Raw genomic sequence first — 26,554 nt, 5'->3', positions numbered from 1 at the left:
ATCGTCGTCTAAGGCTTTCTTAAGACGGCCATGTCATAACCGCGAAGCTTCCGCGGCCGCGCAGTCGATGAAAAAAAACAAAACTGACGACATCTCAGAGGACGTCTACATTGGCTTCGTCAGGTCGCTGTTCGACGAGACGAGTGTCCTGCTCGTCGGCGCGTTCGCGCAGGGGCTGATCGGATCGCTCGTCCTCTGGAAGACGCAGCAGCCGATCTATCTCGTCCTCACCCTGATGCTGGTCGCCGCCGCCGTCGGCCGCTACTACGCGCTGCGCCGCGTCGATCCTTCTAAGATCCTGACCTACAAGTCGGCCCTCGAATGGGAGCGCTACTATATCGTGGCAGGCACCATTCAGGGCCTGGCCGTCGGTCTGTTCACCTTCTGCTGCCTCTATCTGGTGCCCGACCTCTTCGGCGAGCTTGCCGGAATGTCGCTCGTGCTCGCGATGACGGTAACCATCGCAGGCCGCAACTTCGGCTCCCGCAAGATGGTGGTGATCCTGTCGCTTTCGGTGATCGTGCCGATCGCGGCCGGCTTCATGCTGAAGGGCGACATCTACCACTTCGCGCTCGGCCTGCTGGTCGTCCCGTTCATGTTCACCATCGTCAAGATGGCCAGGACGGTGCGAACTGTGCTGTTCACCGCCATCAGCGAGGAGAGGAAGGCGAAGGGGCTGGCGATGCGCTTCGACCGCGCCCTCAACACGATGTCGCACGGCCTGGTGATGCTCGACGGCAGCGGCCGCGTCGCCGTGGCGAACGCCGAGGCCGCCGACCTGTTCTCGGTTTCTTCGCCCGACAAGCTGCTCGGCCGAACGCTGAAGGCGCTGCTGATGCGCGGCGTCGCCGGCGGGCTGCTGTCGATGCGCGATTCGCACTACGTCGAAACGCAGCTGGCGCGCGCGCTGCGCGACGGTCGCGACCGGAAGCTCCTGGTGAACTTCACCAACGGGCGACACTTCGAATTCTCGGCCCGCGAGGGCCGCGACGAGCTCGGCGTCATCACCTTCGAGGACGTGACGGCGCGCGTCGAGGCGGAAGAGAAGATCCGCTACATGGCGCGCTACGACAACCTCACCGGGCTGCCGAACCGCGCCTATTTCCACGAGATGGTCGGGGAATATCTCATCAGCGGCGATCAGAAGCGGACTTGCGCGCTCGCCGTGATCGATCTCGACGACTTCAAGAACATCAACGACACGCTCGGCCATCCGGTCGGCGACGGGATGATCTACTCGGTGGCGCAGAAGCTCGCGGGGCTTGCCCGCGACAACGTCAAGATCAGCCGCTTCGGCGGCGACGAGTTCATGCTTTATTTCGACGAGGTCGAGAGCACCGAAGTGCTGCATGCCGAGCTCGCGCGCATCTTCGAGGCGCTGCAGGGCGAGGTCGACGTGGCGGGGCATTCGCTGCGGATACAGGCGAGCGCGGGCGCCGTGCTGGCAAAGGTGAGCGAAACCAACGTCGATTCGATGTTCGTCAAGGCGGACCTTGCACTCTACAAGGCCAAGGAGTTCGGCAAGAACGGCTGGCAGGTCTTCGAGGCGACGATGGATGCGGAGTTCCGCAACCGCCAGGTGCTCAAGGCGGACCTGCGCCATGCCGTCGAGAACAAGCTGCTGCGTGTCGTCTACCAGCCGATCGTGGCGATGGACACGATGCGGATCGCCAGCTGCGAGGCCCTCTGCCGCTGGGACCACCCCGAGATCGGACCGGTCTCGCCGGGCGTCTTCATCCCGCTCGCCGAGGAGATGGGCATCATCTCGGCGATCAGCGAGTTCATGCTCAAGGCGGCCAGCGCCGAATGCGCCAAGTGGCCGGAGCATATCCGCGTCTCGATCAACCTGTCCGCCAAGGATTTCCGCAGCAGGAACATCGTCGCCCTGGTGAGGGAGGCGTTGACGGAAGCGGGCCTTGCGCCCGACCGTATGGAGATCGAGGTCACGGAGACCGCGCTTCTGGACGACAAGTCGTCGACGCGCGTGCTCCTCGAGGAACTGAAGGCGCTGGGCGTTCGCATCGCGCTCGACGACTTCGGCACCGGCTATTCGAGCCTGAGCTACCTGCACACGCTGCCGCTCGACAAGGTCAAGATCGACCGGTCCTTCATCGAGGACATCACCCGCAACGAGCGTTCGCTCGACCTGCTGCGCGGCGTCGTGAACCTGTCGCGGCCGCTCGGCCTCTCGGTCACGATCGAAGGTGTGGAGACGTTCGAGCAGCTCAAGGTGCTCGCCCTCGACGTGAAGCCGGACCTGGTGCAGGGGTTCCTGTTCGGCTCGGCCCTGTCGGCCTCGGGCATCGAGACGATGTCGACCACCACCTGGCCCTTCGCGAAGGATATCCAGGCTGTCCGCCGTTCCCCGCGCCACCTCTCCGCCTAGCACAAAGATCGCGACGAAACGCAACGCGATCGCGCCCGTTCTCCCGGAATCCCGCCCACTTCAGCCAAAGCCGCTAAAATTTAGCGAAAATTTACCGTTCGTTAAGGTTAACTATAGGTAAACGCACGAAATACCATTTTCGGCTTTACTACGATGGCGATTTTCCTAACGTCCTCATACGGCGGGTTTCGGGGATGATCGGCATGATTACGGATGGTACAGCGCTGCGCGCTGTGGCGCAGTCGCTTGATGTGGACGTGAAGCCTTCCGGCTTCGTTGCACAGGTCTCGGCCATGCTCGAACGCATCGAATACCGTCGCTGCGACAGCGGCGAGGACTTCGAGGCGATCTGCCGGCTGCGTTACCGCGCCTATCGCGCACACGGGTTCGTGCCCGAATCCGCGGACGGCGTCACAACCGACGCATATGACGAGACGCCCAACAGCTACCGCTTCGGCGTCTGGCTCGAAGATCAGCTCATCTCGACGGTGCGCGTCCATCACATGACCGCGGCCGAACCGTATTCGTCGATCATGAGCACCTTCGAGGATATCATCGGACCGCGGCTGCGGCGGGGCGAGACCTTCATCAACCCGACCCTGTTCGCGGCCGATCCGTCGATCGTCGGCGTCTTTCCGGCGCTACCCTATGTGACGCTGCGCCTGGCTGTGGCCGCCAATTCGTATTTCGACACCACGAGCTGCATCTGCGTGGTGCGCGAGGAGCATACGGCCTTCTATCGCCGAATCTTCGGCGCCGTGCAGGTCGGCGAGCCGCGGGCCTATCCGCCGTTCACCGTGCCGGTCATGCTCTACGACTCGAACTGTGCCATCAATCTGCAGAAGACGCTGCGGCGCTATCCGTTCTTCCATGCGACGCCGGCCGAGCAGCGGCTTTTGTTCGGCAAGCCTGCGAAGGGCGAGCCGGCGCCGCTGACGATCATCCCCACGGCGAACGTGGTCGCCCGCGCCGCCTGATCGGTGGATTTGCATTTACGGCCGCCTTGGCCAACATAGCAGTCGATGAAGGAAACCAGGGACGATTTCGTCCGCAACGCCATCTGGGCCCGGGAGCTTACTTCCGAGGAGATCGAGCGTGCGCGCCGCGGGGTGATCGAGAAGCAGTTCTCGAAGGGCGGCTATATCTGCCATCGCGGCGACAAGCTGGACCACTGGACCGGGGTGATCAGCGGCCTGGTCAAGATCAGCGCCATCTCGGCCAGCGGCAAGGCGATGACGTTCGCAGGCGCGGGCGCGGGCGGCTGGTTCGGCGAGGGATCGGTCCTCAAGGACGAGCCTCGCAAATACGATCTGGTGGCGATCGCCGACACGCGGCTGGCGATGATGCCGCGCGCCACCTTCATGTGGCTCTACGAGAATTCGACCGGCTTCAACCGCTTCCTCGTCCGGCAGCTGAACGAGCGCATGGGCCAGTTCATCGCAACGATCGAATATGACCGCATCCTGTCGCCCAAGGCGCGGGTGGCGCGCAACATCTCCTGGTTCTTCAATCCAATCCTTTATCCGGTCACCAAGCCGGAAATCGAGATCGGGCAGGAGGAGCTCGGCCTGCTGGCGGGCGTGTCGCGGCCGGTCGTCAGCAAGAGCCTGCAGGCGCTGGAGGCCGAGGGTCTGCTGCGCGTCGAGCATTCGCGAATCGTCGTCTTCGACGTCGAAGCGCTTGGAAACTACGAAGACGATTGATTTTGCCGGCCGGCGCACGCCCTCCGCGTGATCGCGGACAATGATTGGCGCAGCGCTAACTGACAATTCCCCGGCCTGTCTGTCAATGGCGGCGTTGAACCGCAGGCCGCAACGTGAAAGTCTACCCTTCGAGGAACAGTCACCGGATTGGACCCGGCTGGCGGCGCCATCTACTTCGAAAGATAGGTTGCGCGTCTGTCATACGGGCATCAAAATCCGGACAAACCGCGAATAATGCGGGCCGGGAGGAGTTGGCGAGATGGATTCGACGGCGTCTGCCGCCGAAAGGCCGCTTGATACGTTTCCGAAGTATCTGCTGTGGAACGCCGAGCGCTTCGCTGGCCGCCCCGCGATGCGCTTCAAGAACTACGGCATCTGGCAGAGCTGGACCTGGAAGGAGCAGCTTGCCGAGGTGCGGGCGCTGTCGCTCGGCCTGCAGGCGATCGGCGTCGTGCGCGGCGACAAGGTCGCCGTGGTCGGTTCGAACCGCCCGCGTCTCTACTGGACATTCGCCGCGGTCCAGGCGCTGGGCGGCATACCGGTGCCGGTCTATGCCGACTCGGTCGCCGAGGAGATGGCTTACGTGCTCGACCACGCCGAGGTCCGCTTCGCCGTCGTGGAGGACCAGGAGCAGGTCGACAAGCTCCTCTCGATCGCGGACAAGGTGCCGTCGCTGCACGAGATCGTCTACGACGAGCCGCGCGGCATGCGCGACTACGACCCGAAGCGCCTGCACGACTACGAGAAGGTGCGCGAGGCCGGCCTAACGCGGCTCAAGATCGACGGCGCCGCCGAAGCCTGGCTGGCAGAGATCGCCAAGGGGAGGGGCTCGGATCTCGGCATCATGCTTTACACGTCCGGCACCACCGGGCGGCCGAAAGGCGTGATGCTCTCCAACGACAATCTAGTGAAGTCGGCACTGCACGGCAACGCTTTCGACCACCTTACCGAGAACGAGACGACGATCGCCTACCTGCCGCTCGCCTGGGTGGGCGACCACGTGTTCTCCTACTCGCAGTCCTACACGGCCGGCTTCTGCGTCGCCTGCCCGGAAAGCCCGGAGACGGTGACGGAAGACCGACGCGAGATCGCGCCGACCTACTTCTTCGCGCCGCCGCGCGTGTTCGAGGGCCTGCTCACCGCGATGATGGTGCGGATGGAGGACGCCGGCCGGACCAAGAAGCGGATGTTCGACACCTTCACGGCGCATGCCCGCAAAGTCGGCGAGAAGATCCTCAACGGCGAGAGCGTCGGCGCGTGGGACCGGCTGAAATATGCGCTGGGCGAGTTCCTGGTCTACGGGCCGGTGAAGAACCGCATGGGCCTGTCGCGGCTGCGCGTCGCCTACACCGCCGGCGAAGCGATCGGGCCGGAGCTCTTCCGCTTCTACCGCGCGATCGGGCTGAACCTGAAGCAGCTCTACGGGCAGACGGAGGCGACGGTCTACATCACCGCGCAGCCGGACGGTCAGATCCAGGCCGATACGGTCGGGCTGCCGTCGCCGGGCGTCGAGATCAGGATCGCCGACAATGGCGAGGTGCTCTACCGTTCCGATGGCACCTTTATCGGCTACTACAAGAACGATCAGGCGACCGCGGAGACCAAGACGCCGGACGGCTGGGTGAAGACGGGCGATGCCGGCTTCTTCAATGCCGACGGGCATCTCAAGATCATCGACCGCGCCAAGGATGTGGGGCGGATGAAGTCGGGCGCGCTGTTCGCGCCGAAATACATCGAGAACGCGCTGAAATTCTTCCCCGACATCAAGGAGGCGGTGGCCTTCGGCGACGGGCGCGATTTCTGCGCCGTCTTCGTCAATATCGACCTGCAGTCGGTCGGCTCCTGGGCCGAGCGCAACAATGTCGCCTATGCTTCCTACCAGGAGCTCGCCAACCATCCGGATGTCTACAAGATGGTCGCCGAGCATGTCGATGCGGCGAACCGCAAGCTTGCGACCGAGCCGATGATGGCCGCCTCGCAGATCCGGCGCTTCCTCGTGCTGCACAAGGAGCTCGACGCGGACGACGGCGAGCTGACCCGCACCCAGAAGGTGCGTCGCTCCTTCATCGCCGAGCGCTATGGCGAACTGATCGAGGCGCTCTACGACGGCTCGACATCCAAGCGCGTCGAGACCGAGATCACCTACGAGGACGGCCGCAAGGCGAAGATCGCCGCGACGGTCAGGATCGTCGACGCGCCCACCTATGGCGGGACGGCCGAACCGGTGCGGGAGGCTGCGGAATGAACCGGCCGGTGGACCCCAGGGATTTCGCGTCCAAGCTGGAAGGCATGGCCGACGGCGAGGTGCTGCTCAACCTGCGCAACGTCTCGCTCGCCTTCGGCGGGGTGAAGGCAATCACCGACATCTCGTTCGACATCCGCAAGGGCGAGATCCGCGCCATCATCGGCCCCAACGGCGCCGGCAAGACGTCGATGCTCAACGTCATCAACGGCTTCTACACGCCGCAGAAGGGCACGATCGTCTTCCGCGGCAGGGAGCGCGTCGGCATGAAGCCGCACCATGCCGTGGGGCAGGGGATCGCCCGCACCTTCCAGAACGTCGCGCTGTTCAAGGGCATGTCGACGCTCGACAACATCATGACCGGCCGATCGGTGATGATGAAGCGCGGGCTGGGCTGGCAGATGCTGTGGCACGGACCGGCGCTGGCGGAGGAGATCGAGCACCGCAAGGCAGTCGAGGAGATCATCGATTTCCTCGAAATCCAGCACATCCGCCGCACGCCCGTCGGCAAGCTGCCCTACGGCCTGCAGAAGCGGGTGGAGCTCGGCCGGGCGCTGGCGATGGAGCCGTCGCTGCTGCTGCTCGACGAGCCGATGGCCGGCATGAATCTCGAGGAAAAAGAGGACATGAGCCGCTTCATCCTCGAGGTCAACCGGCAGCGCGGCACCACGATCGCGCTGATCGAGCATGACATGGGCGTGGTGATGGACCTTTCGGACCGTGTGGTCGTTCTCGACTACGGACGCAAGATCGCCGACGGCACGCCGGAGGAGGTCAAGTCCAACCAGGACGTCATCGACGCCTATCTCGGCGTCGCGCACTGAAAGGAACGAACATGGACCTCGGAAACCTTCCCCTTACCCCTCTCGTCTCGCTGATAGCCGGCGTGCTCATCCTCCTGATGCCGCGCCTGCTCAACTACATCGTGGCGATCTACCTCATCGTCGTCGGCCTGCTCGGCCTGTTCCCGCAGCTGGCAGGGTGAGGACCCTACCGTGAGCGCGCGCCCGCAACCCACGTCGATGTCTCATTTCCCTCCCGAGGATCTGACGGGTGTGCGGGTGCGCGACGTCACGCTGCTTTCGGACAACTGGTATTTCCTCAGCCGATACGCCTTCGATTTGAGGCTCGCCGACGGGACATGGCAGTCCCAGCTTCGCGAGGCCTACGATCGCGGCAACGGCGCGACGATCCTGCTCTACAACCGCGAGCGCGGCACCGTCGTCCTGACCCGACAGTTCCGCCTGCCGGCCTTCCTGAACGGTGGTGCCGGATGGATGATCGAAACGGCCGCCGGCCTGCTGGATGGCGACGATCCGGGCGCTGCAATCCGCCGGGAGGTTGCGGAGGAGACTGGTTACCGCATCGGCGAGGCACGTGAAGTGTTCGACATCTTCATGAGTCCCGGATCCGTGACCGAGCGTCTTCACTTCTTCATCGCCGAATTCGACCCCGCCGACCGCCCTACTGCAGGCGGCGGAGCGGAAGGCGAGAACGAGAACATCGAGGTTCTGGAGATCGCGTTCGACGAAGCGCTCGCCATGGTGGCGCGGAACGAAATCCGCGATGCCAAGACCATACTGCTCCTCTACCACGCGCGCATCCACGGGATCCTCTAAGATGCTGTATGACGTCCTGATCAAACCGTTCGCCGATATGTTTGGCGCGCCCGACTTCCTCATGCAGGTTTTGTGGGAAGGGCTCGTCTCCGGCGTGCTCTACGCGCTGATCGCGCTGGGCTTCGTGCTGATCTACAAGTCGTCGCGCATCTTCAACTTCGCGCAAGGCATCATGGTCGTCTTCGCGGCGCTGACCTTGGTCGGCCTGCACGAGAAGGGCGTGCCGGCGTGGCTGGCGCTGCCGCTGACGCTCGGCGTCATGTTCCTGCTTGCGGTCTCGATCGAGCGCGTGGTGCTCAGGCCGCTGGTCAACCAGCCCGACATCATCCTGTTCATGGCAACCATCGGCATCACGCTGTTCCTGATCGGCTTCGGCGAGATCATCTTCGGCGGCGAGAACAAGGTGATGATCACCCGGGAACTCGGCATTCCGACCGGCTCCTGGGAATTCGAACCTTTCGGCGGCTTCCTCTCGATCGAGCAGCGCGACGTGACGGCGGTCGTCGGAGCGGTCGTCCTTGTCGCCGCGCTGCTGCTCTTCCTCAACAAGTCGAAGATGGGCCGCGCCATCCGCGCGCTTGGCGACGACCACCAGGCCGCGCTGTCCGTCGGCATCTCGCTGTCGACCATCTGGGTGGTCGTCTGGTTCATCGCCGGCGTCATCGCGCTGGCGACGGGCATCGTCTGGGGCTCCCGCGCGGGCGTCTCCTTCGCACTGGAGGTGATCGCCTACAAGGCGCTGCCGGTGCTGATGCTGGGCGGGCTGGAAAGCGTGCTTGGCGCCATCGTCGGCGGACTCGCGATCGGCATTCTGGAAAAGCTGTTCGAGATCTATTGGGGCCAGCCGCTGCTCGGCGGCAACACCGAGACCTGGTTCGCCTTCGTCCTGGCCCTGGTCGTGCTGCTGTTCCGGCCGCAGGGTCTGTTCGGCGAACGCATCATCGAGCGGGTGTGAGGACCAGATGCTCTACAGAACCGCCGGCCAGTTCAAGACCACCTATGAAGCCGACCACGCGCTGTTTCCAGTCCGGCAGGACGCAGTCCTGCTCGGCATCATCCTCGCCTTCGCCTTCGTCGTCCTGCCGCTCACCGCCAATGAGTTCGCGTTCAAGGCGCTGCTGATTCCAGTACTGATCTACACGCTCGCGGCGCTCGGGCTCAACATCCTCACCGGCTATGCCGGCCAGCTCTCGCTCGGCACAGGGGCGTTCATGGGGGTCGGCGCCTATGCCTGCTACAAGATCATCACGATCTTTCCCGAAGTGAACCTTCTGGTCGCGATCGCGCTGTCGGGCTTCTTCTCGGCGGCCGTCGGCGTCGCCTTCGGTGTTCCTTCGCTCAGGATCAAGGGCTTCTACCTGGCCATCGCCACGCTCGCGGCGCAGTTCTTCCTCGTGTGGCTGTTCGAGAAATGGGCCTGGCTCTACAACTACTCGGCCTCGGGTGCGATCCAGGTGCCGACCATCGAGATGTTCGGCATCGTAATCGCGGGGCCGAACGCCAAGGCGATCACGCAGTACTATGTCGTGTTGGCCGTGGTCACCATCGTGACGATCTTCGCCATCAACATCACCCGCGGGCGCATCGGGCGCATGTGGAAATCCGTGCGCGACATGGACATCGCCGCCGAGCTCGTCGGCATCAATCTGATGAGGGCGAAGCTCTCGGCCTTCTTCGTCTCGTCCTACATTGTCGGTATCGCGGGAGCGTTGTTCGTCTTCCTGTGGCGGGGTGCCGCGGAGCCCAATCTGTTCGACATCCCGCTGTCGTTCCGCGTGCTGTTCATCGCTATCATCGGGGGCCTCGGCTCGATCCTGGGCAATTATCTCGGCGCGATGCTGATCGTGGCGCTGCCGGTGGTGCTCAGCTACCTGCCGGGCGCGCTCGGCATTCCGATCAGTTCCTCGACGGTCGAGCATATCAACATCATGATCGTGGGAGCGCTTATCATCTTCTTCCTGATCGTCGAGCCGCACGGGCTGGCGCGGTTCTGGGCGGTCCTCAGGGAGAAGCTCATCATCTGGCCGTTCCCCCACTGAGGGACGGTGCTGATCGCGGCGAAAGCCGCAGTAAAACGGGGCCGGTTCGCCCCGCCAATTATGGGAAACGGACAAGTGGAGGAAATGAGAATGAGGACTATCCTGAAATCCGCGCTTCTGGCGACGAGCGTGCTGGTCGCCGGCGCATTCGCCGCTCCGGCCTTTGCGCAGGACGTGCTGCACGTGCCGAACCTGTCCTATCGCACCGGCCCGTTTGCCACGAGCGGCACGCCGCTCGCCAATGGCCAGCTCGACTACCTCACCATGCTCAACGAGCGCGACGGCGGCCTCAACGGGGTGAAGCTCGACGGCTCGGAGTGCGAGACGGGCTACAACACCGAGAAGGGTGTCGAGTGCTACGAGAAGACCAAGGGCAACGCGGTCGTCACCCAGCCCTGGTCCACCGGCATCACGCTGCAGGTTCTGCCCAAGTCGCATGTCGACAAGATCCCGATCCTGGCGCCCGGCTACGGGTTCTCCGCCATGCAAGACGGCAAGACCTTCGAATGGGCCTTCAATCCGCCGTCTTCCTATTGGGATGGCGCCTCGATCCTGCTCAACACGATTGCCGACGGTAATCTCGACAACCTCAAGGGCAAGAAGGTCGCGCTGCTGCATCTCGACCATCCCTACGGCAAGGAGCCGATCCCGCTGATGGAGGCGCTGGCCGCCAAGCACGGCTTCACCCTGCTGCCGATCCCGGTCGGCCTCAAGGAGATGCAGAACCAGTCGGCGCAGTGGCTGCAGATTCGCCGCGAAAAGCCCGACTTCGTGCTGATGTGGGGCTGGGGCGCCATGAACGGCGGCGCACTGACCGAAGCCGCCAAGACCAAGTATCCGATGAACCAGTTCCTCGGCATCTGGTGGGCGGGTCATGACGCAGACCTGAAGCTCGTCGGCGAGGCCGGCAAGGGCTACCGGTCGGTGTCTTGGAGCTTCCCGAACAACGACGCCAAGGCGATGCAGGACATCAAGAAGCTCGTCGTCGACGCCGGCAAGTCGCAGGCAGCCCCCGGCGAGTTCGATACGGTGTTCTACCAGCGCGGCGTGCTGATCGCGGCGATGATGGTCGAGGGCATCAAGGTGGCGCAGGACAAGTACGGCGCCAAGGTGGTGAACGCCGAGCAGGTCCGCTGGGGTCTCGAGAACCTCGACTTCTCCGAGGCGCGCATCAAGGAACTCGGGCTTGACGGTATGATTCCGCCATTCAAGACCAGCTGCTCCAACCACACCGGTCACGCCGGCGGTTGGATCCTGGAATGGGACGGTGCCAAGTTCGTCAAGGCGTCCGAGGTGATGCAGGCCGACCGCGCGGCGATCGATCCGATCGTCGAGGTCAAGGCCAAGGAATATGCCGAGGCCAACAAGCCGTGGCCGACCCAGGCCTGCCAGTGAGGTGACGAGCCGGCCCGCCAAGGCGGGCCGGCTCCGGAACATGAGACAGGCGGATGGACGAGGCGTTTCTTTCGCGCGCGACGGAGCGCATGCGCTCCATCTGCCTGACTTTGCCCGAAGCGACCGAGAAGGAAGCCTGGGGCGATGTGACCTTCCGGGTGCGGGACAAGATCTTCGCGATGATAAAGTCTGGCGACGGCCGCGTTTCGGTCTGGTGCAAGGCGCCGCCGGGCAGTCAGCAGGTGCTGGTGGGGGCCGATCCGAACACCTTCTTCGTGCCGCCCTATGTCGGCCCGAAGGGATGGATCGGCGTACGGCTAGACCGCGGTCCCGACTGGGAAGAAGTCGATGCTATCGTGAGACGAAGTTATCGGCTGGTCTCGCCGAAGCGGCTGGCTGCGATGGTCGAACGGACAAGTAGGGGAAAAGACTGATGTCGAATGCGGTGCCGAAGCCAGACGCAGCCCAGCCGATCCTGTCGATCAACAACATCGAGGTGATCTACGATCACGTGATCCTCGTGCTCAAGGGCGTCTCGCTGACCGTGCCGACGGGCGGCATCACGGCGCTGCTCGGCGCAAACGGCGCCGGCAAGACGACGACGCTGAAGGCGATTTCCAATCTGCTGCATGCCGAGCGCGGCGCGGTGACGAAGGGCAACATCCTGTTTGAGGGCCACGAGATCCAGTCGCTGTCGCCGAACGAACTCGTGCGGCGCGGCTGCATCCAGGTGATGGAGGGCCGGCACTGCTTCGGTCACCTCTCGGTCGAGGACAACCTGATGACCGGTGCATTCACGCGGCGCGACGGCGCCACCGCGATCCGCCAGGACCTCGAAATGGTCTACGATTACTTCCCGCGCCTCAGGGTGCGGCGCGCCAGCCAGGCCGGCTACACCTCGGGCGGCGAACAGCAGATGACCGCCATCGGCCGCGCGCTGATGAGCCGGCCGAAGATGATCCTGCTCGACGAGCCATCGATGGGGCTGGCGCCGCAGCTCGTCGAGGAAATCTTCGAGATCGTGCGCAAGCTGAACGAGGAGCAGGGCGTGTCCTTCCTGCTTGCCGAGCAGAACACCAATGTCGCACTCCGCTACGCCAAATACGGCTACATCCTCGAATCCGGCCGCATCGTGCTCGACGGCGAGGCGGCAGCGCTGCGCGAGAACGAGGACGTGAAGGAATTCTACCTCGGCGTCGGCGGCGAGGGGCGGCGGAGCTTCAAGGACGTCAAGCACTACAAGCGGCGGAAGCGCTGGCTGTCCTAGGCAATGCCTTTCACCGCCCACGCTACGGCGGCGTAAGATCGCGGGCCATCGTCCTCTCCGTCGAGGTAAGCCGAGCGCAGCGCTTTCCGGAGTGCGTCCCTTTTTGCGTTGTCCAAGGTCGCGACATAGGCGGCACCCGGTCCATCGCTCCCGGTATAGGGACGCCAGAAGTCTTCGAAGGTCTCGAAGTCCATGCGGACAGCGAGCATCGTATCTTGTACTTCCCTGAAACCGGCTTCTCGCCACGCGGCGGCCAGTTCGCCAGGCCTTGTCATTGGCCGCGTGAAGCTCCTGGCGCGCATCTCTCCTGCCCTTGGATCGAGCATTGCGGCCGTGTCGCAGAACATTCGACTGGTCACGAAACCGCCCGCGCGTCCCAAACTGTGGCGGCGACTGTCGCGCCGGGCTTGGCTACCCGGCGCAGCTCGGCCACGGCAGCGGCGCCTCTTGGTACGAAATGAAGCACGAGCAAGGACAGGACACGGTCGAAGCGGCCATTCTCGAAATGCAGGGAGCAGACATCGCCGACGCTGAACGTCGCACGCGGATCCGGGAGCCGTACCTGTGCATAATCCACATAGGCATCTGCCAGATCGATGCCGTGCACTGTTGTCGTGGAAGTGCGTGCGACAATGGCCTCGGACAGACTGCCCGTCCCGCAGCCCGCGTCCAGGACACTCTCGCCATCCAGGCAGCCGGCGAAATCGAGAAACTTCTCGGCCAGCCGCCGGCTCCAACGACCCATGACCTGCTCGTAGTCCTTCGCACTGGACGCATTGAAGGTGGAGCTCGCGGTCATCGTCGTATGAAGCTCGCTTGGCGGAATTCGAGAAAGTCGCCCTGTGCGCATTCTAGCAGATCGGTGACCGGTCCAGAAGCTGTCGGCAAGGCGGGTATGTATGGCGTCGGCGGCGAGGGAAGGCGCAGCTTCAAGGACGTGAACACTACAGGCGGAAGCGCTGGCTGTCGTAGACGTCAGACCGGGTCGAACGGCACGCCGTCGTGGAGTTCGGCAAGGGGTTGATCGGGCACGCGCCGCCGCCTATCTAGTCGCTCTCGACGAACGATGAGGATCTCAGGCCATGGATTTCGGAGTGCAAGCAGCTTTCGCCCGCTTCGCAACCGTTATCGCAGCCTCCTATGTCCATCATCTCGTTTCACGGCGTCTCCTGCGCCACGCCTGACGGCACCACCCTTTTCGACACCATCGATCTCTCCTTCGGCGCGGAGCGCACCGGCATCGTCGGGCGCAACGGCTCCGGCAAGTCGACGCTGCTCAGGCTCGCGACGGGCGAACTCGCTCCGCTTGCGGGGACCGTGACGCGCGCGGGAACGATCCGCGTCCTGCGGCAGGAACTCGCCGCCGATCCCGATGAGACCGTTGCCGGCGCCTTCGGCGTTGCCGCCGCGCTCGCGCAGCTGCGCCGCGTGCTGGCCGGCGAAGGCTCCGCCGAGGACGTGGCGGAGGCCGACTGGACGCTGGAGGAGCGGCTGGCCGAGGCGCTCGCCGCCGTCGGTCTCGCGGGCATGGAGCCGGAGCGGCCGCTGGCGTCGCTGAGCGGCGGCCAGCGCACGCGCATCGCGCTCGCCGCGCTGACCTTCGATAGTCCCGACATGATCCTGCTCGACGAGCCCACCAACAATCTCGATGCGGACGGCCGGGCGATGGTCGGGCGGCTCCTGGCGCAATGGCGGGGTGGGGCCGTCGTGGTCAGCCACGACCGCTCCCTCCTGCGGCAGATGGACCGCATCGTCGAACTCTCCGGCCTCGGCGCGAAGATCTATGGCGGCAACTGGGACCTCTATGCCGAGCGCAAGGCAGAGGAACTGGCCAATGCGGAAGCGACTCTCGCCTCGGCCGAGCGGCAGGCAAAGCTCGCCGAGCAGAAAATCCAGCTTGCGCGCGAGCGGAAGGCAAGGCGGGACGCGGCCGGCCAGAAGGCGCGTGCCCGCGGCGGGCAGGCGCCGATCCTGCTCGACGCGCAGAAAGAGAGGGCGGAGCAGAGCGGAGGCCGCGGCGGTGTCCTCGCCGCGCGGCAGCGCGCGGACGCAACGGCCGCGCTGGAGGAGGCGCGCGCCAATGTCGAGCAGGCGAGAAACCTGTCCTTCGCGCTTCCAGAGACCGGTCTCCCGGCGGGACGGGCCGTGCTTACGTTCGATCAAGTGTCCGGCGGATACGATCCACAGCGACCGGTGGTGCGGGACCTGAGCTTTTCGATCGTCGGTCCGGAGCGCGTGGCGGTCACCGGTCCGAACGGGTCGGGCAAGACGACGGTGCTGCGGCTCGCCGCAGGAGAGCTGGCGCCATTGTCCGGGGCTGTCGTGCCACACGTGCCGTTCGCCATGCTCGACCAGCATGTGCGGCTGCTCAATCCGGATCGGACGCTCGTCGACAATTTCCGGCGGATCAATCCCCAGGACAACGACAATGCCTGCCGCGCCGCGCTCGCGCGCTTCCTGTTCAGGGCGGACGAGGCGCTGAAGACGCCCGCCGAACTCAGCGGCGGCGAGAAGCTGCGGGCGGGGCTGGCCTGCGTTCTGGGCGGGAGCGCGCCGCCGGCGCTGCTCATCCTCGACGAGCCGACCAACCATCTCGACCTCCATTCGGTCGCAGCGATCGAATCCGCGCTGAAGCGTTACGACGGCGCCTTGCTGGTGGTCAGCCACGACGAGGATTTCTTCGAAAGCCTGGACATCGGCCGGCGCATCGCCCTTGCATGACGGCATTGCGCCGGATGATATCGCGATGCGGCATCGACACCATTGCGATGACGTAACCTTTTCGCTATGTCGGCCCACGGTCACTTTGCAGGGGAAACAGACGATGGCTGATCATTCGCCGACGGGTCCGGTCGAGATGGGCGCGAAGATGGACTACTCCGAGCACGAGAAGACCTATTCGCTCTTCATCCATCTCGTGAAATACGGCTCGGTCTTCGTTGCGGCGCTGATGATCGCCATGGCGTTCGGTTTCTTCGCCGGCGGCGGGTTCGTCTCCTCGACCGTCCTGTTCGTTCTGATCTGCGCAGTCGGGATTTTCCTGCTTCGCTAGGCTGCCGTCGGCGGCCGATTGCCGCCGGACGGATCGATACATCTTTGGCGGGATCACCCGCAGGCTCGACTTCCAGGGAGGATAACCAGGCGTGGGGCAGATCATCTTCGTGCCGGCTGAGGGAGGCGCGGGCGAACCGCGTGTCGCGGCGTCGCCGGAAACCGTCAAGCGCCTTGCCGGCCTCGGCTTCGACGTGATCGTCGAGACGGGCGCGGGCCAGGGTTCCCGCATCCCCGACGACGAATTCGCCAAGGTTGGCGCTTCGATCGGCAAGGCCTCGGATGTTTCGAAGGCCGATATCGTGCTCAGGGTGCGCCGTCCGTCCGACCTCAAGGGCTACAAGACCGGCGCGGTCGTGATCGCGACCATGGACCCTTATGGCAACGACGCTGCCGTGCAGGCGATGGCGAAGGCCGGGCTCACCGCCTTCGCGATGGAGTTCATGCCGCGCATTACCCGCGCGCAGGTGATGGACGTGCTGTCCTCGCAGGCCAATCTCGCCGGTTACCAGGCGGTGATCGACGCGGCTGCCGAGTATGACCGCGCGCTGCCGATGATGATGACGGCGGCCGGCACCGTGCCCGCCGCCAAGGTGTTCGTGATGGGCGTCGGCGTCGCCGGCCTGCAGGCGATCGCGACCGCGCGCCGCATGGGCGCGGTGGTGACCGCGACGGACGTGCGGCCCGCCGCCAAGGAGCAGGTTGCTTCGCTCGGCGCAAAATTCCTCGCCGTCGAGGACGAGGAGTTCAAGGCGGCCGAGACCGCCGGCGGCTACGCCAAGGAAATGTCCAAGGAATATCAGGCGAAGCAGGCCGCACTCACCGCCGAGCACATCGCCAAGCAGGACATCGTCATCACCACGGCGCTGATCCCCGGCCGGCCGGCGCCGAAGCTGGTCTCGGCGGCGATGGTCGCCTCGATGAAGCCGGGCTCGGTGATCGTCGACCTCGCGGTCGAGCGCGGCGGCAATGTCGAAGGCGCTCAGCCCGGCAAGGTGGTCACCACGGCGAACGGCGTGAAGATCGTCGGCCATCTGAATGTCCCGGGTCGCGTGGCGGCGTCCGCTTCGCTGCTCTACGCCAAGAACCTGTTCGCCTTCCTGGAGACGATGGTCGACAAGGAGACGAAGACGATCCGGATCAATCCGGAGGACGAGTTGCAGAAGGCGACGATGCTGACCAATGGCGGCGCCGTGGTGCATCCGGCCTTTGCCAAGGCTGCCGAGGCCGCTCCCGCCGCCGCTCCGGCGACGCCTGTCGAGGCGCCCGAGCCCAAGAAGCGCGGCCCGCGCAAGCCGGCGGTCAGGAAGGGAGAGGCATAATGGAAAAATCGGCTCTCGAAAGGGCGCTGGACCAGCTCGACCAGGCGGTCGCGGCGGTTCGCATCGCGCTCTCTGACAGCAATGTCGCCGACGCGGCGGGCGCTGTGGCGCACGGCGTGTCGGGCGGCGCGGTCGATCCCTTCGTCTTCCGCCTCGCGATCTTCGTGCTGGCGATCTTCGTCGGCTACTACGTGGTCTGGTCGGTGACGCCGGCGCTGCACACGCCGCTGATGGCAGTCACCAACGCGATCTCGTCGGTGATCGTGGTCGGCGCGCTGCTCGCGGTCGGCATCTCGGCCTCGGGCCTTGCCACCGGCTTCGGCTTCGTCGCGCTGGTGCTCGCCTCGGTCAACATCTTCGGCGGGTTCCTCGTCACCCAGCGCATGCTGGCGATGTACAAGAAGAAAGAGAAGTAAGGCCGATGTCCGCCAATCTCGCCTCTTTCCTCTACCTCGTCTCCGGCGTCCTGTTCATCATGGCGCTGCGCGGTCTGTCGCATCCGACGACCAGCCGCCAGGGCAACATCTACGGCATGATCGGCATGGCGATCGCCATCGTCACGACGCTGGCGCTGGCGACCCCGTCGGCGAGCGGCTTCGGGCTGATCCTCGTCGGCTTGGCCATCGGCGGCGGCGTCGGCGCGATCACCGCGCGGCGTATCGCCATGACCTCGATGCCGCAGCTGGTCGCGGCCTTCCACTCGCTGGTCGGCATGGCGGCGGTGATGGTGGCCGCAGCCGCGATGTATGCGCCGGAAAGCTTCGGCATCGGCACGATCGGCGCCATCCACGGCCAGGCGCTGGTCGAGATGAGCCTCGGCGTCGCCATCGGCGCCATCACCTTCACCGGTTCGGTCATCGCCTTCCTCAAGCTCGACGGGCGCATGTCCGGCAAGCCGATCCTGCTGCCGATGCGCCATGTCATTAACGCCGCGCTAGGCATCGCGCTGGTGGTGCTGATCGTGCTCCTGGTCACGACGCAGAGCTACACCATCTTCTGGCTGATCGTGGCCGCCTCGCTGGTGCTGGGCGTGCTGCTCATCGTGCCGATCGGCGGCGCGGACATGCCGGTCGTCGTGTCGATGCTGAACTCCTATTCCGGCTGGGCGGCGGCGGCACTGGGCTTCACGCTCGGCAACCTGGCGCTGATCATCACCGGCGCGCTGGTCGGCTCATCCGGTGCGATCCTGTCCTACATCATGTGCAAGGGCATGAACCGCTCGTTCATCTCGGTCATCCTCGGCGGCTTCGGCGGCGAGACCGCGGCGGCCGGCGGCGACGACGGCGTGCAGCGCACGGTCAAGCAGGGCTCGGCCGACGACGCCGCCTACCTGATGGCCAACGCCCAGAAGGTCATCATCGTGCCGGGCTACGGCATGGCGGTCGCCCAGGCGCAGCATGCTCTGCGCGAGATGGCCGACAAGTTGAAGGCCAAGGGCGTCGAGGTGAAATACGCCATCCACCCGGTCGCAGGCCGCATGCCCGGCCACATGAACGTGCTGCTCGCCGAGGCCAACGTGCCTTACGACGAGGTGTTCGAATTGGAGGACATCAACTCCGAGTTCGCACAGGCCGACGTCGCCTATGTCATCGGCGCCAACGACGTGACCAACCCCTCCGCGCGCGACGACAAGTCCTCGCCGATCTACGGCATGCCGATCCTCGACGTCGACAAGGCCCGCACCTGCCTGTTCGTCAAGCGCAGCCTAGGCTCCGGCTATGCCGGCATCGACAACACGCTGTTCTACAAGGACGGCACGATGATGCTGCTCGGCGACGCCAAGAAGATGACCGAGGAAATCGTCAAGGCGCTGGATCACTGAGCGCCGGAAGGCGGATGCAGTCCACTGGGACGGCGCCGGGTTCATCCCCGGCGCCGTTTCGATTCGCGTCCCCAGCCGAGACGTCGACAGCCGGCGCTCCCGCCTTTCGCCCGTTCTCCGCCCGTAGTAAGCTCGATCATCGCGGCAGGGAGTATCCGCTTGGCGCTTGCCCCCGAAACGACAGAGCCGGATGACGGGCCGCCGGCGGACGAGACGCGGCTGAAACAGGCTGTTGTCGTGGTTCACGGCATGGGCGAGCAGTGGCCGATGTCGACGCTGCGCAGCTTCGTGGACAGCGTATGGACGCGCGATCCGAAGGTGGTGGAGGCCGCCGGCCACCCCAACGGCGCCAAGACGTGGATCAGCCCCGACGAACGAACCGGCTCACACGAGTTGCGGCGTATCGTGACGGCCTATGTCTTCCATCCGCCCAAGGCGGAGAAGATCAAGATCCGCACTGATTTCTACGAGCTCTACTGGGCCGACCTGATGCAGGGGAGCACCCGGTCGCGGCTCTTCGCCTGGATCAAGGAACTGCTCTGGCGCGACAAGAGCACGATCCCGTCCGACGCCCTGCCGATCTATCGCGCGACCATGGTCGCCGCCGCCATCTATCTGGCGATCGGGCTGCTGGTCGCCGTCTCGGCGGTCCTCAGCCCGTTCGTGGCCGTGGTCGTCGCGGCGATCGCGGCACTTCTGTCCTGGATCGTGGACCGACTGCTTCTGCCTTATCTCGGCGATGTGGCAAGCTACGCGCGGGCAACGCCGGAAACGGTGGCGCAGCGCGCCGCCGTGCGCGAGCGGGGCCTCGGGCTTTTGCGCGAGCTGTCCGACGACGGCGAATACGACCGGATCGTGCTGGTCGGCCACAGCCTCGGCTCGATCCTGGCCTACGACCTTTTGCAGCTCCTCTGGGACGAGCGCCGGCCGCGCGACATGACCATGGCGGATCACGGCGCGCTGATGAAGACCATCCGCGCCGTTGGCCGTTTCTCGACGCTGGCGGACGGTTCGGCGCCAACGGGAACGGACCTGTCCGAGTTCCGCGCCGCGCAATGGGGGCTCTATCTCGCGCTGCGGGGCGGCGACGCCATACAGCCGTCGTGGAAGATCAGCGATTTCGTCACGGTCGGCAGCCCGTTGTCGCATGCCGAGTTCCTGATGGCACAGGACGGGCAGGAACTTCGGAAGGGCATCGCGGAGCGGCTGTTCTCCACCTCGCCGCCGCAATCGAACAAGGCGACCGAGCCCGACGTGCGGTACAACAGCAAGCCGAAGGTCTGGGCCGTGCACCATGCCGCCTGCTTTGCGGCGACGCGCTGGAGCAACATCTACGATCTCGGCAACTTCCTGTGGAGCGGCGACCCGATCTCGGGGTCGGTGCGGGAGAATTTCGGCTGGGGCGTCAAGGAGTTCCAGGTGGAGATCCGCAAGCCGGGCGGATGGCTCAGCCCGCGCCTGTTCACCCACACCGACTACTGGTCGCCCGACGCCGAGGCCGATCCGGTCGGAGGCTGGTCGGACGGGAAAGGGGAGGCGCATCTGGCCGCGTTGCGGGAGGCTCTTGACCTGTTACGCGTCGAAGGCGGTGCGCCGTGACGATCCTGCTGCGGCCATACCAACCCTCCGACCGTGCCGCCATGACGGCGCTGCTGCTCGATCTCAACCGGCACGAGAACGCGATCTCGGGCGAATCGCTGGTCGACGCGGAGACGGCCGAGATCGGCGCCATCGAGGCGGAGGAGATCCTGGCCGAATGGGACGCGGCGGTGGTGCTGGCCGAAATCGACGGCGAGCCGGCGGGCTTGCTGATCTGGTATGTCGCCACCGGCGAGAGCTATCTCGCGGAAAAATACCGCCGCTACGGCAAGGTCGATGCGCTGGTGGTTGCCGTAAAGCATCGCGGCAAGGGCGTCGGCAAAGCGCTCCTCGAAGAGGCGGAGCGGCTGACGCGGGAGCGCGGCCTGTCGCGGATGATGCTGCACGTCATCGAAGGCAATGACGGCGCGGCCGAGGCCTACCGGAAGTTCGGTTTCCGGTCGCACTCCACCAATATGGCCAAGCCGCTCGACTGAGCTCAGGCCGCGTCGGCCGGCATGTCCGCGGCGAAGGCGTCGAGCCCGTCGCGGACGCGCATGATGCGCGCCCTCAACTCCGCCTGGCTCTCGAAGGTCTCGCCCGAATTGACCGTCATCGCGATCGCCGCCTCGCAGCCGGTCCGGCGCAGCGCCATGCCGGCCTCTGTCGGCGCGATGTCGAGCAGGCGCTCGTCAGCCTTGCTGCGCGCGCGCGTCACGAGGCCGCGCGCCTCCAGCTTCTTCACCAGCGGGGTCAAGGTGTTGGAGTCCAGGCCGAGCCGCTCGCCCAGCGCCTTCATCGTCACGCCCTTCGTCTCCCACAGCACCATCATCACCAGATACTGCGGATAGGTCAGCCCGGTCTCGGCGAGCGCCTTGCGGTAGAAGCGGGTCACCGCATTGGCGGCGGAATAGATCGCGAAGCAGGGCATCACGTCGAGCGTGACCTGATCCATCAGTTCGGGGTGGGCGACGAAATCGATGTCGAGCGGGGAAGGGGCGTCGGTCATGAGGCTCATTTAGATCGCGCGCGATCTTATCGCAATGCCGATCAACTCATTGTGAAGTCGTTGACGATTAGATCGTGCACGATTAAATCGACGTCATTGAACAGCGCGGCGCCGGGCCGTGCAATCGCAAGGAGAGAAGTCATGGCAACCGAGCCCCGCCCCAGCCGCCTCACCAATACGGTCGTCCTCATCCACGGCGCGTGGATGACGCCGGCATCGTGGGACAATTTCCGCAAGCCGCTGGAGGCAGGCGGCTATACCGTCCACACGCCGACCTGGCCCTATCTGGAGAGGGGCACCGCCGCGGAACTGCGCGCCAACCCGCCGGAAGGGCTCGGCAGGCTGACCGCCGGCGCGATCGCCGACCACTATGCGAAGTTCATCGACACGCTGCCGGAAAAGCCGCTGATCATCGGCCATTCGATGGGCGGCCTGGTGACCCAGCTCCTGCTTGACCGCGGCTATGGCGTCGCCGGCGTGGCGCTCGATCCGGGTCCGATCGCGGGCGTCATCCCCGACTTTCTGTCCCTCAGCGCGGCCATTCCCGTGCTCCTGCGCTGGAATGCCTGGAACCGCACCTACACGTTGCCGAAGGCGACGTTCGACGCCCGCTTCGCCAACACCGCGCCGCAGGCGCTGCGCGACGAGGCCTACGACAAGTATGTCGTGCCGACCTCGGGCCGTCTCTTCGCCCAGGCGGCCACCGGCATCGGCGTCGGCGTCAATACGAAGGCGCGCAAGCAGCCGCTGCTGGTGACGGCTGCCGAGCACGACCGCACCGTGGCGCCCGCGCTCTCCCGCGCCATCTGGCGCAAGCAGAAGAAGTCGGCCGCGCGCACCGATTTCGTCGAGTTCCCCGGACTGTCGCATTTCCTCGCGGCAGAGCCGGGCCACGAGAAGGTGGCGGCCTATGTGCTCGACTGGGCGGAGAAGCTGTAGCCGTCAACCGGTACGCGACATCCTGACGGCTGCCGCGCAGCCGATGAGGGCGAGCGGCAGGAAGGCGAGGAACAGCCAGCGGGCGACGCCGGCCGCCGTCTCCCCCGAAAGTCCTTCGGCGAAGCCGCTGGAATTGGCGACGATGCCTGCGGCCGCCGCACCGACCGCATAGCCGATCCGCTGCAGCGCCGGCACTGCCGAGGAGGCGACCGTGCTGTCCTGCGCCGGCGCGGAGGCGACGATGATGCGCGTCACGAAGGGCCAGGCGATGCCGAAGCCGCCGCCCTGCAGCAGTGCGCAGAAGAGGATGGCGGGGACGTTGCCCGCGGGGATCGCCACCGAGAAGCCGGCCAGCCCGGCCGTGATCATCACTGCGCCGCCAACGATGATGAGGCGCTCGCGATGCGGCGGCGCGCCCGCGACGAGGATCGACAGGATCGACCAGGCGATCGACTCGGCCGCGATGATGTAGCCGGTCGTCAGCACCGGAATGCCGTGCAGGCTGGTCAGCAGCAGCGGCGCATAGACCGCGAACGACACGGTCGAGACGGACAGGGCCGCGACCATCGTCATGCCCGATCCCAACGCCGTCGACCAGTCGAAGGGCCGGCGTGGAAACAGGCGCGAGCGCGGCATGAGCGCATCCACCCTGAAGAAGAGCCACAGCCCGAACAGACCGGCGACCAGCAGCGCGAGCGAGGCGTAGCCGCTCGCGGTGACGCCGGCAAACGCGATCAGGATCACCGCGCAGGCCAGCGTGGCGAGCGCCGGAACTGGAAATGGCGGCGGCTCGTCGCCGGTGACGCGCCGCGCCTCGGGCATGCGCAGCACCGCGTAGCTGACCGCGGCCATGGCGACGCCGGCGATCGCGAACGTCCCGAACGCCCAGCGCCAGCCAAAGGCCGTTGAGATAAGGGCACCGAGCAGCGGCCCGCTGAAGGCGGCCACGCCCCAGATGGCGGACATGATGCCGAAGAGCTGCGGCCAGATCGCCCGCGCAAACAGCCGCTCGACCGACACATAGGCGAGCGAGACGAGCCCACCGCCGCCGAGCCCTTCGATCAGCCGCCCGGCCAGCAGGATCGGCATCGTCGGCGCCAGCGCGCAGATCAGTGCTCCGCAGCCGTAGAGCGTGGCCGCGCCCACCATATTGCCGCGCAGCGAGACATAGGACACCAGCCGGCCGGCGGCCGTCCCGGCCACGATCGCGCCGAGTTCGTAGATGGCGAAGGTCCAGCCGACTAGCGTCACGCCCTCGAGGTCGCCGACCAGCGCCGGCATGATCGTCGCCATCATGGTTTCCATGGTGGCGTGCAGCAGGATGCCGAGGCTGACGAAGCAGAACAGGCCGAGGTCGCCGCTCGCCCAGAGCGCGCGCCAGTCTACCCGCCGTCCGGATCGATCGACCATTTCGCGGCGCCTCTGCCCATCGAGCGGCCAGCCATTACCTGAGTTGCGGCCTCGGGGCAGGAGGCAGTCCGGCAGAGCCGCTTGCGCCAGCACGACTGGTCAGCGGCTGCGCGCCTTTTCTCGCACGGCCGGCTTCGACCTTGCCGGCGCGCGGCGGCGTTGCAAGTCCATCCTCGGGTCGAAGAGATGGAACTGTCCGCGTCCTTCCGCCTTCGCGGCGTAGAGGGCGATGTCGGCGCGCCGCATCAGCTCGCTGTCCCCGATGCCGGGATCGTCGATGAACGTCACACCGATGCTCGCGCCGATGGACACGGACTGGCGGCGCAGCGTGAAGGGATCGGACAGCGACTTGACGATCTTCGCCGCCAGCAGGCTCGCAGTCGCCCAGCTGGAAGCGGACTGGATGACGGCGAATTCGTCGCCACCGGTGCGGATGACGACGTCCGTCTCGGCCACGCACTGCTTCAGCCTCGCAGCGACGGCGCACAGCAACGCGTCGCCTACCGGGTGGCCCATCGTGTCGTTCACCAGCTTGAAGCGGTCGAGGTCGATGCACAGCAAAGCCGCGCACTGGCCGTCGTGTGCTGCCTCGATCGCCTCGGCCATGCGCTTGGCCATGAGGGCGCGGTTGCCGAGCCCGGTCAGCGTGTCGTGATGCGCCATGTGGGCGATGCGCGCCTGCGCGCTGCGGCGGGCGTCGATGTCTTCCAGAGAGCCGACCCATTCGACGATCTCTCCCGCCGCGTCGCGGATCGGCGCGCCGCGGGCCCTGACCCATTTCCATCCCGCAGGGGTGAGGACCCTAGCTTCAACATCGACGTCGCTGCCTTTGGCGACGCATTCGGCCCAGGCGGATTCCACCACCGGCAGATCCTCCGCATGGACGCTTGCCATCCACCCCAAGCCGATCGCGTCGGTGTCGCTGCGGCCGGTGAGTTCGCGCCAGCCCGTCACCTGCGTGACGGGGCCTGTACGGTCGCGCTGCCAGAAGACGAGCGCGCCCGCCTCGGCGACGGCACGATAGCGCCGTTCGCTCAGCGTCAGCGTGTCGGCGATCTCCTTCTCGCGTTCCGCCCGCTCGCGCAGTTCCGTCTGCGCGGCGATGAAGCTCTCGCGAAGGCTCTCGAATTCGGCGATCGACGAACGCTGGAGGTGCGCCCCGTCGGAAAGCTGCCCTCCCTCGGCGATCCCGCGGCCGTAGGCGGCGAGCGCCTTCACGGGAGCCAGGATACGTTGCGCCATCCAGAGGGCGCCGAGGAGCGCGATGGAAAAAGCGATCAGCGCACTGAGTGCGAGCGTCGCGAGCGGCCCCTGCCAGCGCGCGTTGAAGGCGTCGAGATTCTCGCCGACGACCACGACCCAGCCCGGCGTGCCGGCGAGCTTGCGGAACGAGAGCATGATCTCGCTGCCCTCCTTGGACACCGCCTCGAACAGGCCGCTCGGACTGCCCATGCTCTGGAGCTTGCCCCAGTCGGGCACCGGCTTGCCGATGAACCTGTCGGCGTCGCGGGAGCGCCCGACGAGGTGGCCGGTGCCATCGGTGACCGCAACGAGGAATTCCGAGCCTTCAAGCTCGTTCCCCTGGAGCAGGTGCACGAGCCTGTCCGGTTTCGCGACGAAGACGAGCGCCTGGAGCTGGCCTCCGGCCGTTTCGAACGGCACCGCGAGCGCGATACGGGCGTCCTTGCCCGAGGCCGGATCGATCAGGTTCGAGATCGCGCGGCTGCGGTGCTCGATCGCACGCAGCCCAGTCGCGAATGCCGCATTGTTAGCCCCGATGTCGGTCAAGCCTCTGGCCACGACATGCAGCGTTCCGCCGAGATGGGTGCCGGCCTCATCGAGCCAGGGTTCGAACGACCGGGCGGTGTTGCGGCCGCTGGCATAGAGATTGGCAAGGGTCGAAAGCGAGGTGAACGTGCCGGCGAGATCCGCCTCGACGGCGTTCGCGAGAGTCTGCGAGGTATCGCGCAGCCTGCTCTCCGACGAGGTGTGGAAGGCCTCACCCGCCTGCCAGACCGCAAGTGCGGTGGCCGCAACCACCGGTACCACGGCAAACAGCATGATCGTAAAGAGATGGAACTGGAGGCTGCGACGTCCGCCGTTCTTTCTGAAGATCGACAGTCTGTTCAAACGCCGCAACTCAGGCACCTCCACACGAGGGTTACCCTAGACAGGCGCGTTTAAGGATTGATGAAGCGGATGCGCGGCAATGCAATCATCGGTCGAGAATCCGCCTACGAGGGGCGTATTGCGCGGCAGGGATCAGTCCGCGCTGCGCAGCTGGAACGAACTGACGCCGATCGCCAGGTTCAACCCTGTCTGCGCCTCGACGCTCAACGGCTGGAGGGTGAAGAAGGAGCCGGAGCCGCCAACCAGGAGATTGGCGCCCGCGCCGACACCGACCGTCGCACCGGCGCTCGCGCCGATATAGTCGCCGGCGAGCGCACCCGGCGCATAGATGTTGGCAGTCGGGGCCAGAACCACCCACTGCATAAAGGTCGTGCCGGTCGTCCCGACGTCCAGCCCGTATTTGCGCACCACGCCGAAATAGTCCTCGGGCGCATTGGCCGTGTTGGCAGGACGGAAGGTGCAGCTCAAATCCTTGGTCGACCCAAAGACGAAGCCAGTGCCGCCGTCGATCACGCAATCGAGCACGCCGAGTTCGACGCCCTGCTTCTGCGCGCCGGCGGGCGTCGCCAAGATCGCTGCGAGAAGGGTGGCGGAGGCGAGGATCTTCATCATCTCGGAAACTCCCACGAGCACGTTTCCATC

General features: G+C 65.7%; 26 protein-coding genes. 20 read left to right on the top strand and 6 right to left on the bottom strand.

All coding sequences use genetic code 11. The features are described 5' to 3' along the window. Positions 1-67 precede the first annotated feature (67 nt). The 12 genes from B9Z03_RS23495 (at position 68) to B9Z03_RS23440 (ending at position 12,651) form a co-directional block, all read left to right on the top strand. Entirely contained in the window at positions 68-2,386 is a 2,319-nt protein-coding gene (locus tag B9Z03_RS23495; protein WP_085466440.1) for a putative bifunctional diguanylate cyclase/phosphodiesterase, read from the top strand. Between the two features lie 203 nt (positions 2,387-2,589). Further along, positions 2,590-3,363, top strand: coding sequence for an N-acyl amino acid synthase FeeM domain-containing protein (locus B9Z03_RS23490; protein ID WP_085467835.1), 774 nt, complete (start codon positions 2,590-2,592; stop codon positions 3,361-3,363). A 45-nt stretch (positions 3,364-3,408) separates the two neighbouring features. Continuing rightward, positions 3,409-4,089 (top strand): Crp/Fnr family transcriptional regulator, encoded by a 681-nt coding sequence (locus tag B9Z03_RS23485; RefSeq protein WP_085466439.1) that lies wholly within the window; start codon positions 3,409-3,411, stop codon positions 4,087-4,089. A 259-nt stretch (positions 4,090-4,348) separates the two neighbouring features. Next, positions 4,349-6,334 (top strand): AMP-dependent synthetase/ligase, encoded by a 1,986-nt coding sequence (locus tag B9Z03_RS23480; RefSeq protein WP_085466438.1) that lies wholly within the window; start codon positions 4,349-4,351, stop codon positions 6,332-6,334. After that, the gene (locus B9Z03_RS23475; protein WP_085466437.1) at positions 6,331-7,155 is read left to right on the top strand and encodes an ABC transporter ATP-binding protein; all 825 of its coding nucleotides are present in this window, start codon (positions 6,331-6,333) and stop codon (positions 7,153-7,155) included. The genes B9Z03_RS23480 and B9Z03_RS23475 overlap by 4 nt, the downstream gene beginning before the upstream one ends. Positions 7,156-7,166: 11 nt before the next feature. After that, the gene (locus B9Z03_RS23470; RefSeq protein WP_085466436.1) at positions 7,167-7,316 is read left to right on the top strand and encodes a DUF3096 domain-containing protein; all 150 of its coding nucleotides are present in this window, start codon (positions 7,167-7,169) and stop codon (positions 7,314-7,316) included. Between the two features lie 37 nt (positions 7,317-7,353). Then, complete coding sequence (locus B9Z03_RS23465) at positions 7,354-7,950, top strand: NUDIX domain-containing protein (protein WP_085466435.1); 597 nt, start codon at positions 7,354-7,356, stop codon at positions 7,948-7,950. A gap of 1 nt (position 7,951) precedes the next feature. Further along, the gene (locus B9Z03_RS23460) at positions 7,952-8,905 is read left to right on the top strand and encodes a branched-chain amino acid ABC transporter permease (RefSeq protein ID WP_085466434.1); all 954 of its coding nucleotides are present in this window, start codon (positions 7,952-7,954) and stop codon (positions 8,903-8,905) included. 7 nt (positions 8,906-8,912) lie between these two features. Beyond that, on the top strand, positions 8,913-9,989 hold the full coding sequence (locus tag B9Z03_RS23455; protein ID WP_085466433.1) for a branched-chain amino acid ABC transporter permease: 1,077 nt from the start codon (positions 8,913-8,915) through the stop codon (positions 9,987-9,989). 90 nt (positions 9,990-10,079) lie between these two features. After that, the gene (locus tag B9Z03_RS23450) at positions 10,080-11,384 is read left to right on the top strand and encodes an ABC transporter substrate-binding protein (protein WP_139832374.1); all 1,305 of its coding nucleotides are present in this window, start codon (positions 10,080-10,082) and stop codon (positions 11,382-11,384) included. Positions 11,385-11,437: 53 nt separating this feature from the next. Beyond that, a complete protein-coding gene (locus B9Z03_RS23445) occupies positions 11,438-11,818 on the top strand; it encodes an MmcQ/YjbR family DNA-binding protein (protein ID WP_085466431.1) in 381 nt (126 codons plus the stop codon). Then, positions 11,818-12,651 carry an ABC transporter ATP-binding protein gene (locus tag B9Z03_RS23440; RefSeq protein ID WP_085466430.1) on the top strand — a complete coding sequence of 278 codons (834 nt, stop codon included), beginning with the start codon at positions 11,818-11,820 and terminating at the stop codon, positions 12,649-12,651. Before B9Z03_RS23445 ends, B9Z03_RS23440 begins: the two co-directional genes overlap by 1 nt. Here the strand turns inward: B9Z03_RS23440 and B9Z03_RS30340 are convergent. Continuing rightward, the gene (locus tag B9Z03_RS30340) at positions 12,648-12,998 is read right to left on the bottom strand and encodes a hypothetical protein (protein WP_244561823.1); all 351 of its coding nucleotides are present in this window, start codon (positions 12,996-12,998) and stop codon (positions 12,648-12,650) included. The genes B9Z03_RS23440 and B9Z03_RS30340 overlap by 4 nt on opposite strands. 8 nt (positions 12,999-13,006) lie before the next feature. Next, complete coding sequence (locus tag B9Z03_RS30335) at positions 13,007-13,450, bottom strand: class I SAM-dependent methyltransferase (RefSeq protein ID WP_244561822.1); 444 nt, start codon at positions 13,448-13,450, stop codon at positions 13,007-13,009. A gap of 341 nt (positions 13,451-13,791) precedes the next feature. Between B9Z03_RS30335 and B9Z03_RS23430 the strand changes: the two genes are divergently transcribed. The 7 genes from B9Z03_RS23430 (at position 13,792) to B9Z03_RS23400 (ending at position 20,921) form a co-directional block, all read left to right on the top strand. Further along, the gene (locus B9Z03_RS23430) at positions 13,792-15,372 is read left to right on the top strand and encodes an ABC-F family ATP-binding cassette domain-containing protein (RefSeq protein WP_085466429.1); all 1,581 of its coding nucleotides are present in this window, start codon (positions 13,792-13,794) and stop codon (positions 15,370-15,372) included. 103 nt (positions 15,373-15,475) lie between these two features. Then, the gene (locus B9Z03_RS23425) at positions 15,476-15,703 is read left to right on the top strand and encodes an aa3-type cytochrome c oxidase subunit IV (RefSeq protein WP_085466428.1); all 228 of its coding nucleotides are present in this window, start codon (positions 15,476-15,478) and stop codon (positions 15,701-15,703) included. A 91-nt stretch (positions 15,704-15,794) separates the two neighbouring features. Then, positions 15,795-17,024, top strand: a complete 1,230-nt coding sequence (locus B9Z03_RS23420) for a Re/Si-specific NAD(P)(+) transhydrogenase subunit alpha (RefSeq protein ID WP_085466427.1) — start codon at positions 15,795-15,797, stop codon at positions 17,022-17,024. Continuing rightward, entirely contained in the window at positions 17,024-17,440 is a 417-nt protein-coding gene (locus B9Z03_RS23415; RefSeq protein WP_085466426.1) for an NAD(P) transhydrogenase subunit alpha part 2, read from the top strand. Before B9Z03_RS23420 ends, B9Z03_RS23415 begins: the two co-directional genes overlap by 1 nt. A 5-nt stretch (positions 17,441-17,445) precedes the next feature. After that, entirely contained in the window at positions 17,446-18,846 is a 1,401-nt protein-coding gene (locus B9Z03_RS23410; RefSeq protein WP_085466425.1) for an NAD(P)(+) transhydrogenase (Re/Si-specific) subunit beta, read from the top strand. Positions 18,847-19,005: 159 nt separating this feature from the next. Beyond that, the gene (locus B9Z03_RS23405) at positions 19,006-20,445 is read left to right on the top strand and encodes a hypothetical protein (RefSeq protein WP_085466424.1); all 1,440 of its coding nucleotides are present in this window, start codon (positions 19,006-19,008) and stop codon (positions 20,443-20,445) included. After that, positions 20,442-20,921, top strand: a complete 480-nt coding sequence (locus B9Z03_RS23400; RefSeq protein WP_085466423.1) for a GNAT family N-acetyltransferase — start codon at positions 20,442-20,444, stop codon at positions 20,919-20,921. The genes B9Z03_RS23405 and B9Z03_RS23400 overlap by 4 nt, the downstream gene beginning before the upstream one ends. A gap of 2 nt (positions 20,922-20,923) precedes the next feature. On the opposite strand, the gene B9Z03_RS23395 is transcribed toward B9Z03_RS23400, so the two are convergent. Continuing rightward, positions 20,924-21,433, bottom strand: coding sequence for a MarR family winged helix-turn-helix transcriptional regulator (locus tag B9Z03_RS23395; RefSeq protein WP_244561821.1), 510 nt, complete (start codon positions 21,431-21,433; stop codon positions 20,924-20,926). 141 nt (positions 21,434-21,574) lie between these two features. Between B9Z03_RS23395 and B9Z03_RS23390 the strand changes: the two genes are divergently transcribed. Continuing rightward, positions 21,575-22,372, top strand: coding sequence for an alpha/beta hydrolase (locus tag B9Z03_RS23390; RefSeq protein WP_085466422.1), 798 nt, complete (start codon positions 21,575-21,577; stop codon positions 22,370-22,372). A gap of 3 nt (positions 22,373-22,375) precedes the next feature. On the opposite strand, the gene B9Z03_RS23385 is transcribed toward B9Z03_RS23390, so the two are convergent. The 3 genes from B9Z03_RS23385 to B9Z03_RS23375 form a co-directional block, all read right to left on the bottom strand. After that, positions 22,376-23,782 carry an MFS transporter gene (locus B9Z03_RS23385; RefSeq protein ID WP_085466421.1) on the bottom strand — a complete coding sequence of 469 codons (1,407 nt, stop codon included), beginning with the start codon at positions 23,780-23,782 and terminating at the stop codon, positions 22,376-22,378. Positions 23,783-23,881: 99 nt separating this feature from the next. Then, positions 23,882-25,921: a diguanylate cyclase domain-containing protein gene (locus B9Z03_RS23380; RefSeq protein ID WP_139832373.1), complete on the bottom strand. Its 2,040-nt coding sequence runs from the start codon at positions 25,919-25,921 to the stop codon at positions 23,882-23,884. A gap of 123 nt (positions 25,922-26,044) precedes the next feature. Continuing rightward, a complete protein-coding gene (locus B9Z03_RS23375; protein ID WP_085466419.1) occupies positions 26,045-26,524 on the bottom strand; it encodes a DUF992 domain-containing protein in 480 nt (159 codons plus the stop codon). Positions 26,525-26,554: the final 30 nt, after the last annotated feature.

This window comes from Mesorhizobium australicum (assembly GCF_900177325.1).
GTDB lineage: Bacteria > Pseudomonadota > Alphaproteobacteria > Rhizobiales > Rhizobiaceae > Mesorhizobium_A > Mesorhizobium_A australicum_A.
Note: the sequence above shows the minus strand (reverse complement) of the source record. Positions and strands in the feature narration are given on the sequence as shown.